Origin of the sequence: Planococcus chinensis (genome assembly GCF_020071995.1) — a bacterium.
GTDB classification, from domain to species: Bacteria; Bacillota; Bacilli; order Bacillales_A; family Planococcaceae; genus Planococcus; species Planococcus chinensis_A.
Genome location: NZ_JABWTK010000004.1, coordinates 71,493 through 87,269 on the forward strand (window position 1 = coordinate 71,493; position 15,777 = coordinate 87,269).

Consider the following 15,777-nt stretch of genomic DNA (forward strand, 5'->3'; position numbering starts at 1 on the left):
CCACGTGGTAAAATAAAAGGAATGACGGCTTATTTTTATTTAATTGGTAAGCATAATGATTTTACAAGGAGACGCAGAATGGGCGAATTTGTTCGAAGACGAACTAGCTGTCTGCATGGGTCCTATTGAAAGGGGTAATATTGTGGCGAAGAAAATATTATTATTGGATGGAAACAGTTTGGCGTACCGGGCATTTTTTGCCTTGCCGCTATTAACAAATGAACACGGGGTCCATACAAACGCTGTCTACGGATTTACGATGATGCTGCAGCGAATACTGGAGGAAGAAAAGCCGACGCATATGGTGGTCGCTTTCGATGCCGGAAAAACCACCTTCCGCCACGAAACATTCAGTGAATACAAAGGCGGACGCCAGAAAACACCGCCCGAGCTATCTGAGCAGTTTCCGTATTTGCGTAAATTGATTGATGCCTACCGCATCAAGCGCTACGAATTGCCGAATTATGAAGCCGATGATATTATCGGAACTTTAAGTTTGGAGGCGGAACAAGCAGGCGATGAAGTCATTGTCATTTCAGGAGACAAAGATTTGACGCAGCTCGCTTCTCCGTCGACGACCGTCTACATTACGCGCAAAGGAATCACCGATATTGAAAAATATACTGTTGACCATATCCAGGAAAAATACGGTTTGACGCCTGAGCAGATTATCGATTTGAAAGGCCTGATGGGAGATTCTTCCGATAATATTCCGGGAGTTCCGGGTGTCGGGGAAAAGACGGCCCTTAAACTGTTGGCAGCCCATGGCTCGGTCGAAGGCGTGTATGAAGCGATCGACCAGCAAAAAGGAAAACTGAAAGAGAAGCTCGTTGAAAACGAAGAGCTGGCATTGATCAGCAAAAAATTGGCGACGATCGAGCGCAAGGCGCCGATTGAAATTAAGATTGATGAACTGGCTTATTCAGGCCCGGACCAGGACGAATTGGTTCAGGTTTGGAATGAGCTGGCGTTTAAATCGCTGCTGGAAAAAATGGACTACACAGCAGAAGAGTCGGAGAAAGAAGAGCTGGTATTTGAAGTGCTGCAGGAAATCGACCCGGCGATCTTTGAAGACGAAATGGCCATCCATCTTGAAATGTATGATGAACAATACCATACATGCGATTTGCTTGGCGTTTCGCTTGCCACTGCTTCTAAAACCTATGTCATTCCAATGGATGTCGTTAAAGGTTCTGAAGCCTTTAAACTATGGTTGATGGACGACACGAAGAAAAAATACATGTCGGACTCAAAGGCGGCAACAGCGGCTTTCTATCGCTGCGGCTTGGAAGTGGCAGGCGTTGATTTTGATTTGATGCTCGGCGCGTATATCGTCAATCCGTCGCTCACTTACACCGACCTGGCAAACATCGTCCAGGAATACGGCTATACAGACGTATCGCAGAACGAACAGATTTACGGCAAAGGCGCGAAAAAATCGGTTCCGGATGACAGCATTCTGCATGAACACATTGCCAGAAAAGGCCGCACGATCTGGGCAGTCCGCCCGACCGTCCTCAAGAAATTGGAGGAGAACGAACAATTCGAGCTGTATTACAACCTGGAATTGCCGCTTGCTACGGTTCTCGGGACGATGGAATCGTTTGGCGTGAAAGTGGACAAAGAGCAGCTGGTGGCGATGGGCAAAGAATTGGGCGAGAAATTGGCCGAAATCGAAAAGAACATCCACTCGCTTGCCGGAGAAAAATTCAACATCAATTCACCGAAGCAATTAGGCGTCGTGCTGTTTGAAAACTTGGGTTTGCCTGTCTTGAAAAAGACAAAGACCGGCTATTCGACGGCGGCAGACGTACTGGAAAAGCTGGAAGGCCAGCATGAAATCATTTCGCAAATCCTGATGTACCGCCAGCTGGGCAAAATCCTTTCGACTTATATTGAAGGCTTGTTGAAAGAAATTCATGAAGACGGCAAAGTCCATACGCGTTTCCAACAGGCTTTGACGACTACCGGGCGCCTCAGCTCCATCAATCCGAACTTGCAGAACATCCCTGTTCGGGTAGAAGAAGGGCGCAAAATCAGAAAAGCGTTTGTGCCATCTGAACCGGATTGGATCATGGTTGCAGCAGATTACTCGCAGATTGAACTGCGTGTACTTGCCGATATGTCGAAAGACGAAAGCCTGATAGACGCCTTCAAACACGATTTAGATATTCACACGAAAACAGCAAGTGACGTGTTTAACGTGCCTTTAGAAGAAGTTACATCGGACATGCGCCGTGCCGCAAAAGCGGTCAACTTCGGCATTGTCTACGGCATCAGCGACTATGGGTTGTCGCAGAGCCTAAACATCACCCGGAAAGCGGCCGCGGAATTCATTGACAATTACTTGAAGAGTTTCCCGGGCGTCAAAAATTACATGGACGGCAGCATCCAGACAGCGAAGCAGAACGGATTTGTGACGACGCTGATGAAGCGCCGCCGCTACTTACCGGACATCAACAGCTCGAACTTCAATCTGCGCAGCTTTGCCGAGCGGACAGCGATGAATACGCCGATCCAGGGAAGTGCAGCCGATATCATCAAAAAAGCGATGATCGATATGGCGGATGCGCTGGAACAGGAAAATATGCAGACGCGTATGCTGCTGCAAGTGCACGATGAATTGATTTTTGAAGCGCCTCCTGAAGAATTGGAGAAACTGAAAACACTCGTGCCGCAGATTATGGAAAATGCAGTCCAATTGAACGTGCCGCTGAAAGTGGACTTTGCATTTGGCGATACTTGGTACGATACAAAATGATAGGAGGGCTCTTGGATGCCTGAACTTCCGGAAGTGGAAGGCGTTGTCCGCCTGATACGCCCGGTCTCCATTGGGAAAAAGATCCGCGATGTCTATGTGTCAGATACGATTCGCTTATCGAAAACAAATGGAAAAGAAGCCATTATTAAAAAGATGGAAGCCGATTCTTTTATCGGCAATTTGATCGGAGCACAAATTATCAGCGTGGAACGGCGCAGCAAGTATATCTATTTTACCTTGAAAACAGAAGAGGAGTTTTTGCTCGTCAACCATTTGGGGATGTCTGGCGCCTGGTTTTATGTCGACAGCCTGCTGTCGATCAACGAAGACAAATTCAGGCGCCACGTCCACGTGGTGCTGACATTGAGCGACGGCAACCTGCTCGCTTATTCAGATATCCGGCGATTCGGGGAAATGCGTGTGTTAAAGGAAGAGGCGGATTACCCGCCGCTTCTTTTGATGGCGCCGGAACCTTTTGAAGCAGGGGCGCTGGACCATTTCCTGCAGATGGCCGATAGCCCGAAATACAAAAACAAAGCCATCAAAGAAGTGATCATGGACGGCCAGGTGATTTCCGGATGCGGCAATATTTACGCCACGGAAGCCCTTTACCGGATGAAAATCCATCCGAACCGGGCAGCAGGCAGAATTAGCCGTTTGCGGAAAAGCCAGCTGTTTGAATCGATTGTGGCCATATTGCTGGAAAGCATTGAAGCTGGCGGGAGCACTATTTCGGATTACCGGAACATCAACGGTGAATCGGGAAGCATGCAAAACCGCTTTGGAATGTATGGGAAAAAACAATGCATGGTGTGCGGCAGTGCCACCAAGTCGCTGAAAATCGGCGGCAGGACTTCGGTTTACTGTCCAACCTGCCAAAAGTGAGGGTTTAAGATGATTATTGGGTTAACGGGAAGCATTGCCAGCGGAAAAAGTACAGTTTCCGCTATGCTTGCGGAAATGGGCTATCCCATTGTGGATGCCGACAAAGTGGCGCGCCTTGTGGTGGAGCCGGGCAGTGAAACACTGGAGAAAATCAGGGAGCTATTCGGGGATGAAGTGATTCTTCCGGATGGCACCATGGACCGCAAAAAAGTGGGGGAACTGATTTTCAACGACCCGGCAAGCCGAAAAAAGCTGAACGATGTCATCCATCCGGCCATCCGGATGGAAATGCTTCGGCAGCGGGGCGAATTTTTAGATCAGGGCTTTGCTACAGTGATTATGGACATTCCGCTTTTATTTGAAAGCCGCCTGCAGCACTTGGTCGACAAAGTGCTGGTTGTCAGCGTAACGGAAGAACTCCAACTGAAGCGGTTGATGGAGCGCAACGGCTTAAGCGAAAAAGAAGCACGGGCGCGCATTGCATCCCAATTGCCGATGTCCGTAAAAGAAGAAGGAGCGGATGCCGTTATCTACAATAATGGCTCAGTCGATGAAACCAAATGGCAATTAAACCGCATTTTGGACCAGTGGAAACGATTACATTCAGAATAATAAAGAAACGTGTGACTTTAAGGTTCCAGAATCCGTAAAATGTGTTATACTATATAACGAATTAAAAATATAAGTATAACTTATTTAATTGGAGGACTCGTACATGACAGTTTCTATTGCGATTAACGGATTTGGCCGTATTGGCCGCATGGTTTTTAGACAAGCGATTTTAATGGACGACATCACCGTTGCTGCCATTAATGCCAGCTACCCTGCTGAAACTTTAGCGCATTTGGTTAAATATGACACAAATCATGGAACTTTCGATGCCGAGGTCTCTGCTGAAGGAGATGCAATAATTGTTAACGGCAAACGAGTTCAACTCGTCAATGAACGGGATCCTTTAAAGCTGCCATGGGAAAAGATGGGCATTGATATTGTCATTGAAGCCACAGGGAAATTCAATTCACGCGAACAAGCGGGCCTCCATTTAACAGCAGGAGCCAAAAAAGTCATTTTATCTGCACCTGGCAAAAACGTCGATATCACAATTGTAATGGGCGTGAATGACGACAAACTGGAAGTTGAAAAGCATGACGTCATTTCCAATGCGAGCTGCACAACCAACTGCTTGGCGCCGGTCGCTAAAGTATTGAACGATGCGTTCGGAATTGAAAACGGTTTAATGACAACAGTCCACTCCTTCACGAACGACCAGAAAAACCTGGACAATCCCCACAAAGATTTACGCCGGGCGCGCGCATGCAGCCAGTCCATCATTCCGACTTCTACGGGTGCCGCGAAAGCGCTGTCTTTAGTTCTTCCTGAACTTGAAGGGAAGATGCACGGCATGGCTCTTCGGGTGCCGACGCCGAACGTTTCCCTGGTTGACTTGGTTGTCGACCTGGAGCAGGACGTTACGGTGGAGGACGTCAACGAAGCATTTATCCGCGCTTCTGAAACGGATTTGAAAGGCATTCTAAGATTTACGATGGAGCCGCTTGTGTCGGTCGATTTTAATACCACTTATGAGTCGGCAACAATTGACGGCCTTTCCACGATGGTGATCGGGAACCGCAAAGTCAAAGTACTGGCTTGGTACGACAATGAATGGGGCTACTCTGCACGTGTCGTCGATTTGACGAAAAAAGTAGCGAAATCACTGGTTTTCGCCTGATAGTTAATAAAAACCGCCACTTCTCATAGAAGAGTGGCGGTTTTTTATGTAGTACTTTCCTTTAAAAAAACTATTTAATTTAAGTTATTTTTATTGCATTTCATTTCAATCCATCATATACTAACATTCGTAGCCAAAAAGGCTGCGAACTTCTTCGTTACCAACAGGTTTACGGCAACGGATGGAGCAATCTTTATTCACATGACTGCTTAAAGGGTTAGGACCTCTTTGGACTAACTTTCCCCCGTGGTAGTCAACTTTGAATATTTTGCGCATCAAACACAAAATGATATCAAAGGGGGAAAACGAACCATGGAAACAATGGGACGTCACGTAATTGCAGAACTTTGGCAGTGTGATTTTGACAAATTAAACGATATGGATTTTATCGAACAAACTTTTGTTGATGCAGCACTGAAGTCCGGAGCAGAAGTCAGAGAAGTCGCTTTTCACAAATTTGCACCTCAAGGAGTCAGCGGGGTAGTCATCATTTCTGAATCGCACTTAACGATCCACAGCTTCCCGGAACACGGCTACGCAAGTATTGATGTTTATACTTGTGGAGATTTAGATCCGACCATTGCAGCGAATTATATCGCAGAAGCACTAAATTCCGGTACACGCGAATTTGTAGAAGTGCCACGCGGAATGGGTCCAGTCAGTGTTGGAAAAACCAAAGTTTCAGTAAATGCATAATTCATTTAACATGAAAAACAACAAGCAGGGGGATTAATTCCTCTGCTTTTTCTATTTTCTAAAAGAAATTTTGTTATACTAGAGAGAACAGATAGAAAGTTTAGGGAGATGTCGAAATGAAATGTCCAGCATGCCAGCACAATGGCACTCGCGTTGTTGATTCGCGGCCAGTTGATGATAATAAATCCATAAGAAGGCGCCGGGAATGTGAATCCTGCGGCTATCGCTATACCACATTTGAAAAAGTGGAAGAAATGCCTTTGATTGTCGTCAAAAAAGATGGCTCGCGTGAAGAGTTCAGCCGTGAAAAAGTCTTGAGAGGCTTGATCCGCGCTTGTGAAAAACGGCCAGTCTCACTGGAAGTGCTAGAAGAAGTAGTTTTCGATATTGAGAAGAACCTCCGGCGGGCAGGCAACGCAGAAGTGAAGTCTGAAGAAGTCGGGGAATTGGTGATGGACCGGCTGGCCGGGATTGATGAAGTGGCCTATGTCCGCTTTGCTTCGGTTTACCGCCAGTTTAAGGACATTACTGTATTTATTGATGAGTTGAAGGATTTATTGAAAAAGAGTCCGGAAGATAAGAAATCCGAGTAAGGCGGTGAATTATGTCTGCACTATATAAAGAACTTCAAGCTGCGGATTCTTTTAAAATTCGGATGCCCTACCCGTTTTCAAATTACGACCGCCAATTATTGACGCTGCTGTACCAGCCGCTGATCGGCGCGGAAGCGGCTGCCTTTTACTTGACGCTCTGGGCGGAAGGTGAGGTAAGCAGGGAAGAAGCGACTCATTACACCTTGATGAACATTCTCGGCATCCCGATTGCCAAAGTATTCGAAGCGCGCATTCAACTTGAAGCGATCGGCCTTCTTCGTACATACCGCAAAGACGATGAAAACCGCTCGTTCATTTATGAATTATGCCCTCCACTGGATCCGAAAAGCTTTTTTGCGGATCCTTTGCTGTCGATGTTCCTGTTCAGCAAAATCGGGGAATCGGCTTACCGGAGAGTCAGAGACCGCTTTATCATTCATACGGAAATAGGGGAAGGCTACGAAGAAGTTTCCCGCACGTTTACCGATATATATCAGCCGGTCCACGCCAAAGCGGGCTACCCGGCAGAAACGAAAGATTTGCAGGAACGGACAAACGGCAGCTATGAGACCGATTCCGCCTTTGATTTCGGGCTTCTCCGCCAAGGGCTGTCGGAACAATTGGTGCCGAATCGTGTATTGACAGCGTCCATCCGGGACATCATCGCCAAGCTGGCATTTTTGTACAGTTGGGGGCCGCTGGAAATGCAGAAAGTCGTGCTGCTCGCGATTGACGACGATTACAGACTGACCGTCGAAGGAATCAAAAAAGCGGCCGCAGACTATTACAAATTGACCGTAGCCACTTCAGCGCCGCAATTGGTGCCGGTACATAAAACCGAAATGAAGCCGGCAGAAGCGCCGAAAACAAGACAGGATGAGCTGATTTTGTATTTGGAGTCGGCGTCTCCGGTCGAAGTGCTGCGCGATATTGCAAACGGCAAAGAACCGCTGCCGGCAGATGTCCAACTGGCCAATCAGCTCGTTGTGCAATACGGCATGGAGCCGGCGGTCGTCAATGTGCTGCTGCAATACGTTTTGTTGCGCACGGATATGAAACTGACAAAAGCCTACGTGGAGAAAATCGCATCGCACTGGCTTCGCAAAAATATCACCACGGCAAAAGATGCCATGGAGCTGGCGCGCACAGAACACGAGCAGTACGTGAAGTGGAAGTCGGAAGGTTCTCCCGCTTCATCTTCCAAAGCGCCGGCACGGTCGAACCGCGGCAAACCCGTGCGCGAAGAAAAACTGCCCGAATGGTTTTATCAGAAGGATGAAGCGCCGGCAGAAACGAACGCACCGAAAAACGATAATCTAGAAGTGGAAAAACAAAAACTTCTCGCAAAACTTGCGATGAAGAGAGTTAAGGGTGATTAAATGGAACCGATTCGCGAAACAATGAAACGGGTGGTAAACGCCCCTGCTTTTTCAGAACGCTATAACGAGATGCGAAGAGAAGTGCTGGAACATCCAGGCGTCCAGAAGTTCTTGGAAGAAAATGCAGCAGAAGTGGACAAAAACGTGGTCGACAAAGGCCTTGGCAAACTGTACGAATATATTTACCAATCGCATGACTGCAATAAATGCCCGGGGCTTGGGGATTGCATCAATACCTTGAAGGGCTTTGAGCCGAATTTGGTGCTCGAGCGCGGCAATATCGGCATTGCGTATACACCGTGCCGTTTGAAAAACCAGTACGACAACAAGCGCCGTGCCTCTTCGCTGATCCACAGCATGTACATGCCAAAAGAAGTGATGCAGGCGACGCTTTCCGATTTTGAACCGGACGCGAGCCGCATGGAAGCGTTTCGTGCCGTTACGGAGTTTTTGGATAATGCTACAGGACCTGACAACCTGCCTGAAAAAGGCTTGTATTTCTACGGGAAATTTGGGGTCGGCAAATCATATTTGCTGAGTGCCGTTGCCAATGAACTCGCAGAAGTGAACGTCAAATCCGTACTGGTGTTTGTGCCGGAATTCATGCGTGAGATGAAACAGGCAATCGGCGACCAGACCTTGCAGGAGAAAGTCGATTACGTGAAGCGTGCAGACGTGCTGATGCTTGATGACATCGGAGCGGAAGCGATGTCCAGCTGGACGCGCGACGAAGTGCTCGGCACCATCCTCCATTACCGGATGGCTGAACGGCTGCCGACATTCATGACGTCCAACTTCAGCTACTCGGAACTTCAGCATCACCTGACGTATTCGCAGCGCGGCGAAAAAGAAGACCTAAAAGCGGCGCGCGTCATGGAACGCATCAGAGCACTGACTGCGCCGATCAAGCTGGATGGCAAAAACCGCCGGAATTAACCATACAGGTGTTGCGTTTTTGATTTTTTCGCAGTATAGTAAAAACAATCAATCAGATTTAAAATGCATGGATGAGGACAACAACGGATTTGCACGACTTTCAGAGAGAGAAGCCCCGGCTGCAAGCTTCTTAGTACCGGCAAAACGTTTACCCCCTTTGAGCAGCAACTGTGAACATTCGAGTAGCAGTTGACGGAACCGGCCCGTTAGCCGATGCAGAGCTTCATTTTGGACAGTTTTTCTGTCCGGAATAGAAGAAGGGTGGAACCACGAACAGAGCTTCGTCCCTTTTGGGATGGGGCTTTTTTGTATGGAAAAGCGGAAGCGTCTCGAGGGGCTGGCCGCTGCAGCTGGACAAGAAAAGCGGAAGCGGCCGTTTAGCGCTGCAGCTGGATCGTGAGAAACCCAATACTACATAAAAAGGAGAGAGTAAAATGTCAGACATGATTCAATTAACATTCCCAGACGGTGCAGTAAAAGAGTTTGAAAAAGGCACGACTACAGAAGAAATCGCTCAATCGATCTCACCGGGGCTTCGCAAGAAAGCCTTGGCAGGTAAAGTCGGCGAGCAATTGATTGATTTGAAATCGCCGATCCAAGAAGATGGCAGCATCGCCATCATCACGCCGGAATCGGATGAAGCGATTGAAATTCTTCGCCATTCCACAGCGCATCTTTTGGCGCAAGCGGTGAAGCGCATGTATCCCGATGCTAAACTTGGTGTAGGTCCGGTCATCGAGAACGGCTTTTACTACGATATTGATTCGGAGTCAGCAATCACTTCTGAAGACTTGCCAGCCATTGAAAAAGAAATGAAAAAAATCATCAATGAAAACTTGGAAATCGTGCGAGTGGATGTTTCCCGTGCAGAAGCACAGGAACGCTTTGCTTCTATTGAAGATCCTTATAAATTGGAACTGCTTGAAGCGATTCCGGAAGACGAGCAAGTGTCGATTTATGAGCAAGGCGAATTTTTCGACCTTTGCCGAGGCATTCACGTACCGTCAACAGGGAAATTAAAAGAATTCAAATTGTTGAGTGTAGCAGGTGCATACTGGAGAGGCGACAGCGACAACAAAATGCTGCAGCGCATCTACGGCACAGCTTTCTTCAAGAAAGAAGACTTGAAAGCGCATTTGGCATTCCTGGAAGAAGCAAAAGAACGCGACCACCGCAAAATCGGGAAAGAATTGAATTTATTCATGAACTCCCAAAAAGTCGGCCAAGGCTTGCCGATGTGGCTGCCAAAAGGCGCAACAATCCGCCGCATCATCGAGCGTTATATTGTCGATAAAGAAGAACGCCTGGGCTATGACCACGTCTATACACCGGTAATGGGCAGCGTCGATTTGTATAAAACAAGCGGACACTGGGATCATTACCAGGACGATATGTTCCCGGTTATGCAAATGGACAACGAAGAATTGGTGCTTCGCCCAATGAACTGCCCACACCATATGATGATTTACAAACAAGGCATCCATTCATACCGCAACTTGCCGATCCGCATCGCGGAACTTGGCCTGATGCACCGCTATGAAATGTCCGGAGCGCTTTCCGGCCTGCAGCGTGTACGCGGCATGACATTGAACGATGCACACATCTTCGTTCGCCCGGACCAGATCAAAGAAGAATTCAAGCGTGTGGTCAACTTGGTCATCGAAGTGTATAAAGACTTCGACATCAAAGACTATTCATTCCGTTTGTCTTACCGCGATCCGGAAGACACAGAGAAATACTTCGACGATGACGCGATGTGGAACCGTGCACAGGCCATGCTGAAAGAAGCAATGGATGATTTGGAGCTGCCGTATACAGAAGTGGAAGGCGAAGCGGCGTTCTACGGACCGAAAGTGGATGTCCAAGTGAAAACAGCGCTTGGCAAAGAAGAAACTTTATCGACTGTCCAGCTTGATTTCCTATTGCCGGAGCGCTTTGACCTTTCGTATATCGGAGAAGACGGCAAACAGCACCGTCCGGTCGTTATCCACCGCGGCGTCGTTTCAACAATGGAGCGTTTTGTGGCCTTCCTGATCGAAGAATACAAAGGCGCCTTCCCGACTTGGCTGGCACCGGTGCAAGTGGAAGTAATTCCAGTTTCACTAGATGCCCACAGTGCATATGCAAAGGAAATTCAGGAGAAGATGCAAAACCATCGCCTGCGCGTCGATATTGATGAGCGCGACGAGAAACTGGGCTATAAGATCCGTGAAGCGCAGATGCAAAAGGTTCCTTATATGCTGGTGATCGGAGACCAGGAGCTTGAGAACGGTTCGGTCAACGTCCGCAAATACGGCGAGCAGAAATCAGAAAGCATGCCGTTCGATGACTTCCTGAAACTGATCCAAAGCGAACTTCGCTAAAAGTGTTGACATGCATATAGGTGCATGGTATTATGAATAAGGTTATAGAATACTTATATGTGCAAAGCAGGAGCACCCGCTTCTCACCTGATTGACGTATTGTTGGCAGGTATACACGATTGACTACTACACGCATGCGTGCGTGTGTCATATTTGCGGGTGGACCTCTGTGGTCCACCCGCTTTTGTTTTGGATCGGAACCTGTAAGCCGACAACGTCCGTCGGTTCATGCATTTAAGCTATTCGCGACACTATCCGGAGGTGGATTAATATTAGCAAAGACATCAATGTAAATGAAGGTATTCGTGCACGTGAATTACGGGTTATTGATCAGAACGGTGAACAACTCGGCATTAAGACACGTAACGAAGCACTTGAAATTGCTGCTCGTGTCAACTTGGATCTTGTACTTGTGGCTCCTCAAGCTAAGCCGCCGGTCGCTCGCATCATGGACCATGGTAAATTCAAGTTTGAACAGCAGAAGAAAGATCGTGAAATCCGTAAAAATCAAAAAGTCATCGTTGTTAAAGAGGTTCGTTTGAGCCCGACAATCGATGAGCATGATTTCAATACGAAACTTCGCAATGCGATCAAGTTCCTTGAAAAAGGCGACAAAGTTAAAGCATCAATCCGTTTTAAAGGCCGTGCCATCACGCACAAAGAAATCGGACAACGCGTTCTTGAGCGCTTCGCTGAAGCGTGCAAAGAAGTGTCTACGGTTGAACAGCGCCCTAAAATGGATGGCCGCAGCATGTTCTTGATGCTAGCGCCAACTCACGAAAAAGAATAATAGTACAATTGTTTAGGAGGAACTCGAAATGCCGAAAATGAAAAGCCACCGCGGTGCGATGAAACGTTTCAAGAAAACTGGAACTGGTAAAGTAAAACGCAACCGTTCACACACAAGCCACTTATTTGCAAACAAATCGACTAAGCAAAAGCGTCACCTTCGCAAAGGGAAACTTGTTTCTGCAGGCGATTTGAAACGCATCAAATCTTTGATCTACAACATGAAGTAAGAAAAGCGGAAACGGCCGTTCAGCTCCGACAGGCATAAGGCAGTTCAGCGAAGCGGCGGTTTATGCCGTGCAGCTGGGTTGACTTATGACCCGAGGAGCTGGCCGTTGAAGTCTGGACAAGATCGAAAAGCGAAAACAGCTGTCAAAGCTGTACGCTATAATTCTACAAAAACAAAAATCGAATTTTTCATATTCAAGCAGGAGGTAATGTATTATGCCACGCGTAAAAGGTGGAACAGTGACGCGCCAGCGTCGTAAAAAGGTAATTAAATTAGCAAAAGGTTATTACGGTGCGAAGCACATTCAATATAAAGTAGCTAACCAACAAGTAATGAAGTCTGGTAACTATGCTTACCGTGACCGTCGCAACAAAAAACGTGACTTCCGCAGACTGTGGATCACTCGTATCAACGCAGCAGCTCGTTTGAACGACATTTCTTACAGCCGTCTAATGCACGGTTTGAAAGTTGCTGGAATCGACATCAACCGCAAAATGCTAGCTGAAATCGCTGTATCTGATGCAGCTGCTTTCACAGCATTGGCTGACCAAGCTAAAAACGCAATGAACAAATAAGAAAAGCGAAAATGGCCGTTTAGGCCCGACAGGCAAGTTATGGCCTAAAGGAAGTTTTGGCCATAACTTTGCGACGAAACGCGAAGCGTTGCAGGAGCAATAGGGGGTTAAGACGAACCGGCGAAGCGGCGCTAGTTGCCGCACAGCCGGGTTGGCTTATGACCCCGAGGGACTGGCCATTGCAGCTGGACAAATAAAAAAGACTGGCGAAAACTCGCCAGTCTTTTTTATGGAGGTATTTACATGTTTGCGATCATTCTCGGTTATTTTGGAGCCGTATCCGTTCTGGCGTTTCTCATGATGTACATAGACAAAAAGCAGGCAAGGCAGCACGGCCGAAGAATTCCGGAAAAGAATTTGTGGACTGCGGCCATTTTTGGCGGAGGCATCGGCGCCTATCTCGGCATGATGATGTTCCGCCACAAAACGCGCCACACCAATTTCCGGGTCGGCTTTTTGATGCTGGCCGTAATTGATGCCGCATTGCTCGTATGGATTTATCAGTTAATCAACGGAGGGTGAGTCCATCACCCTCCGTTTTTCATTAATTGCTCAATCGGATTTTTCCAGTTGATCTGGGCATCCGGATAATTCATCGAAATTTCTTTTTCAAGGAAATAAAAGTCTTCTTTGGTGAATCCCTGCAGCTTATCCGGATTTTCGGTCCAGACAAAAATGGACACCACTTCAAATGCATTCTCTGTCGTCCCCAAATACTTTTCCCCTTCAAATACCACACCGCGCATAGCGATGAAAAAATTCTTCCGGACATTATTCACATCATCATAAAAATAATAAGAGCCGTTTTCGACAGCTGCATCCAGTTTCCGCATCGGATCCAAAATATAGCGGAGCAAGCGGTAAAATACATAAACAATAATGGCGATGACAATGATGCGAATTAAAAAAGCCACATGAAGTCCCCCTGTCTCGAGTTGTTCTAATGTATAATATACGGATGAAAAGTATTTTGGTTTCAAGATTTTATTTGAAAAAAGGAGAATTTTTATGAATTTGCAAAAGTTATTTGTGATGCAGGAAGAACTGGACCGCTTTATCCAGGAAAACCAGGGGATCGAGGAGGACGTATTCCGCAAGAAGTGTCTGGCATTATTGGTGGAACTCGCGGAGCTGGCCAATGAGACCCGCTGCTTCAAGTTCTGGAGCACAAAAGGGCCATCTGAAAAAGAAGTGATTCTCGAAGAATACGTGGACTCGATTCATTTCCTTTTGTCGCTCGGCATTGAGAAAGACTTAAACAGCCTGGAAAACTGGCCCGAGCCCGTTGCGATTGATGATTTGACTGAACTGTTTTTGGGAACACAAGCGAGCATCCACAAGTTTGCGGAAGATTATTCGATGGGGAATTACCAGGACATTTGGAGCTGGTACGGCGCCATTGCCACTTCGCTTGGATTTACTTACGACGAAGTGCTGGAAGCATACATCGCCAAAAACCAGAAAAATTATGACCGCCAGAACGAAGGATACTAGTTGAAATTTTTTGATAATGAGAAGCCTTTGATTTATAATAAGCTAGTACAACTATTTAGGGGGTCGAATTAATGACGAACATGGACGAAACTTTAGTAATGCTCAAAGAATTGACCGATGCGAACGGAATTGCCGGAAACGAGCGCCAATCACGCGAAGTCATGAAAAAATACATAGCACCATTTGCTGATTCTGTTGAAATGGACGGACTAGGCAGCTTGATCGCACGCAAAGAAGGCGCAGCGGACGGTCCGAAAATCATGGTAGCCGGCCACTTGGATGAAGTCGGCTTTATGATTTCGCAAATCGACGATAAAGGCTTTTTGAAATTCCAGACAGTCGGCGGCTGGTGGTCACAGGTGATGCTTGCACAGCGCGTAACAATCACAACGCGCAGCGGCAAAGAAGTGATCGGTGTCATCGGTTCGAAGCCGCCGCATATCCTTTCGCCGGAAGCACGCAAAAAACCGGTGGAAATCAAAGACATGTTTATTGATATCGGTGCCTCTTCACGCGAAGAAGTAAAAGAATGGGGCGTGGCTCCAGGAGATATGGTTACTCCATATTTCGAATTCCACGTCATGAACAACGAAAAAATGCTGTTGGCAAAAGCTTGGGATAACCGCATCGGCTGTGCCATTGCGATTGATGTTTTAAAAGGGTTGAAAGGCGTTGATCACCCGAATATTGTTTTCGGAGTGGGAGCTGTCCAGGAAGAAGTCGGCCTACGCGGGGCGAAAACAGCTGCAGCTTATATCCAGCCGGATATCGGTTTCGCAGTTGATGTCGGCATTGCCGGTGATACACCGGGGATCTCTTCCCAGGAATCCACCAGCAAAATGGGCGCTGGCCCGCAAATCCTGTTATACGATGCATCGATGGTGTCTCACCGCGGCTTGCGCGAACTGGTGGTTGATACCGCAGAAGAAGCCGGCATCCCGTACCAGTTCGAAACGATCGCCGGCGGTGGTACAGACGCAGGTTCGATTCACTTGACGGCAAACGGCGTTCCGTCACTTGCGATTGGCGTCGCTACCCGCTACATCCACTCGCACGCAGGCATCCTGCACCGCGACGACTACGAAAATGCAGTCAAATTGATCATCGAAGTAATCAAGAAATTGGATAAAGACACAGTCGCTCGCATTACATTTGAGTGATGTGATTGGAAACCTCCGCTTTTTGCGGGGGTTTTTTTATTGGTGCAAGTAAACCGGTGTTTGTCGCAAGTAATGGACCATTTGCTGCAAGTAGACGGGAAGATGCCTCAAGTAATTTTCGTATTTTGCAAGCGTGTTTGATTTGCCGCAAGTAAAGTGCGGCCACGATAAGCGCTAGTATATATCTT

The 15,777-nt window shown here is 47.4% G+C and carries 16 protein-coding genes and 1 other annotated feature; of the genes, 15 read left to right on the forward strand and 1 reads right to left on the reverse strand.

The features are described from left to right. The first annotated feature begins 139 nt into the window (after positions 1 to 139). The 13 genes from polA (at position 140) to HU147_RS08025 (ending at position 13,457) form a co-directional block, all read left to right on the forward strand. Entirely contained in the window at positions 140 to 2,761 is a 2,622-nt protein-coding gene (polA, locus tag HU147_RS07965; RefSeq protein WP_224075971.1) for a DNA polymerase I, read from the forward strand. Positions 2,762 to 2,776: 15 nt separating this feature from the next. Further along, positions 2,777 to 3,646 carry a bifunctional DNA-formamidopyrimidine glycosylase/DNA-(apurinic or apyrimidinic site) lyase gene (gene mutM, locus HU147_RS07970; RefSeq protein WP_224075752.1) on the forward strand — a complete coding sequence of 290 codons (870 nt, stop codon included), beginning with the start codon at positions 2,777 to 2,779 and terminating at the stop codon, positions 3,644 to 3,646. Positions 3,647 to 3,655: 9 nt separating this feature from the next. Further along, positions 3,656 to 4,258: a dephospho-CoA kinase gene (coaE, locus tag HU147_RS07975; protein ID WP_224075753.1), complete on the forward strand. Its 603-nt coding sequence runs from the start codon at positions 3,656 to 3,658 to the stop codon at positions 4,256 to 4,258. A gap of 103 nt (positions 4,259 to 4,361) precedes the next feature. Beyond that, a complete protein-coding gene (locus HU147_RS07980) occupies positions 4,362 to 5,375 on the forward strand; it encodes a glyceraldehyde-3-phosphate dehydrogenase (RefSeq protein WP_224075754.1) in 1,014 nt (337 codons plus the stop codon). A gap of 312 nt (positions 5,376 to 5,687) precedes the next feature. Continuing rightward, complete coding sequence (speD, locus tag HU147_RS07985; RefSeq protein WP_036804755.1) at positions 5,688 to 6,071, forward strand: adenosylmethionine decarboxylase; 384 nt, start codon at positions 5,688 to 5,690, stop codon at positions 6,069 to 6,071. A 116-nt stretch (positions 6,072 to 6,187) separates the two neighbouring features. Next, positions 6,188 to 6,664, forward strand: a complete 477-nt coding sequence (nrdR, locus tag HU147_RS07990) for a transcriptional regulator NrdR (protein ID WP_074510649.1) — start codon at positions 6,188 to 6,190, stop codon at positions 6,662 to 6,664. 11 nt (positions 6,665 to 6,675) lie between these two features. Next, complete coding sequence (locus tag HU147_RS07995; protein WP_224075755.1) at positions 6,676 to 8,043, forward strand: replication initiation and membrane attachment family protein; 1,368 nt, start codon at positions 6,676 to 6,678, stop codon at positions 8,041 to 8,043. Further along, positions 8,044 to 8,979, forward strand: coding sequence for a primosomal protein DnaI (dnaI, locus tag HU147_RS08000; protein ID WP_224075756.1), 936 nt, complete (start codon positions 8,044 to 8,046; stop codon positions 8,977 to 8,979). A gap of 434 nt (positions 8,980 to 9,413) precedes the next feature. Next, positions 9,414 to 11,342: a threonine--tRNA ligase gene (gene thrS / locus HU147_RS08005; protein ID WP_224075757.1), complete on the forward strand. Its 1,929-nt coding sequence runs from the start codon at positions 9,414 to 9,416 to the stop codon at positions 11,340 to 11,342. Positions 11,343 to 11,400: 58 nt separating this feature from the next. Continuing rightward, positions 11,401 to 11,538, forward strand: a sequence feature (ribosomal protein L20 leader region). 87 nt (positions 11,539 to 11,625) lie between these two features. Further along, a complete protein-coding gene (infC, locus tag HU147_RS08010) occupies positions 11,626 to 12,132 on the forward strand; it encodes a translation initiation factor IF-3 (RefSeq protein ID WP_224075972.1) in 507 nt (168 codons plus the stop codon). Positions 12,133 to 12,160: 28 nt separating this feature from the next. Then, positions 12,161 to 12,361 carry a 50S ribosomal protein L35 gene (gene rpmI / locus HU147_RS08015; protein WP_033541514.1) on the forward strand — a complete coding sequence of 67 codons (201 nt, stop codon included), beginning with the start codon at positions 12,161 to 12,163 and terminating at the stop codon, positions 12,359 to 12,361. A gap of 214 nt (positions 12,362 to 12,575) precedes the next feature. Next, entirely contained in the window at positions 12,576 to 12,935 is a 360-nt protein-coding gene (gene rplT, locus HU147_RS08020; RefSeq protein ID WP_036804741.1) for a 50S ribosomal protein L20, read from the forward strand. Positions 12,936 to 13,178: 243 nt separating this feature from the next. Further along, positions 13,179 to 13,457: a DUF1294 domain-containing protein gene (locus tag HU147_RS08025; protein WP_224075758.1), complete on the forward strand. Its 279-nt coding sequence runs from the start codon at positions 13,179 to 13,181 to the stop codon at positions 13,455 to 13,457. 5 nt (positions 13,458 to 13,462) lie between these two features. Here HU147_RS08025 and HU147_RS08030 read toward each other — a convergent pair whose 3' ends face one another. Then, on the reverse strand, positions 13,463 to 13,849 hold the full coding sequence (locus HU147_RS08030) for a sigma-w pathway protein ysdB (protein WP_224075759.1): 387 nt from the start codon (positions 13,847 to 13,849) through the stop codon (positions 13,463 to 13,465). A gap of 94 nt (positions 13,850 to 13,943) precedes the next feature. On the opposite strand from HU147_RS08030, the gene HU147_RS08035 reads away from it, so the two are divergent. Continuing rightward, the gene (locus HU147_RS08035; protein WP_224075760.1) at positions 13,944 to 14,429 is read left to right on the forward strand and encodes a dUTP diphosphatase; all 486 of its coding nucleotides are present in this window, start codon (positions 13,944 to 13,946) and stop codon (positions 14,427 to 14,429) included. A gap of 71 nt (positions 14,430 to 14,500) precedes the next feature. Then, positions 14,501 to 15,589, forward strand: coding sequence for a M42 family metallopeptidase (locus tag HU147_RS08040; RefSeq protein WP_224075761.1), 1,089 nt, complete (start codon positions 14,501 to 14,503; stop codon positions 15,587 to 15,589). Positions 15,590 to 15,777: the final 188 nt, after the last annotated feature.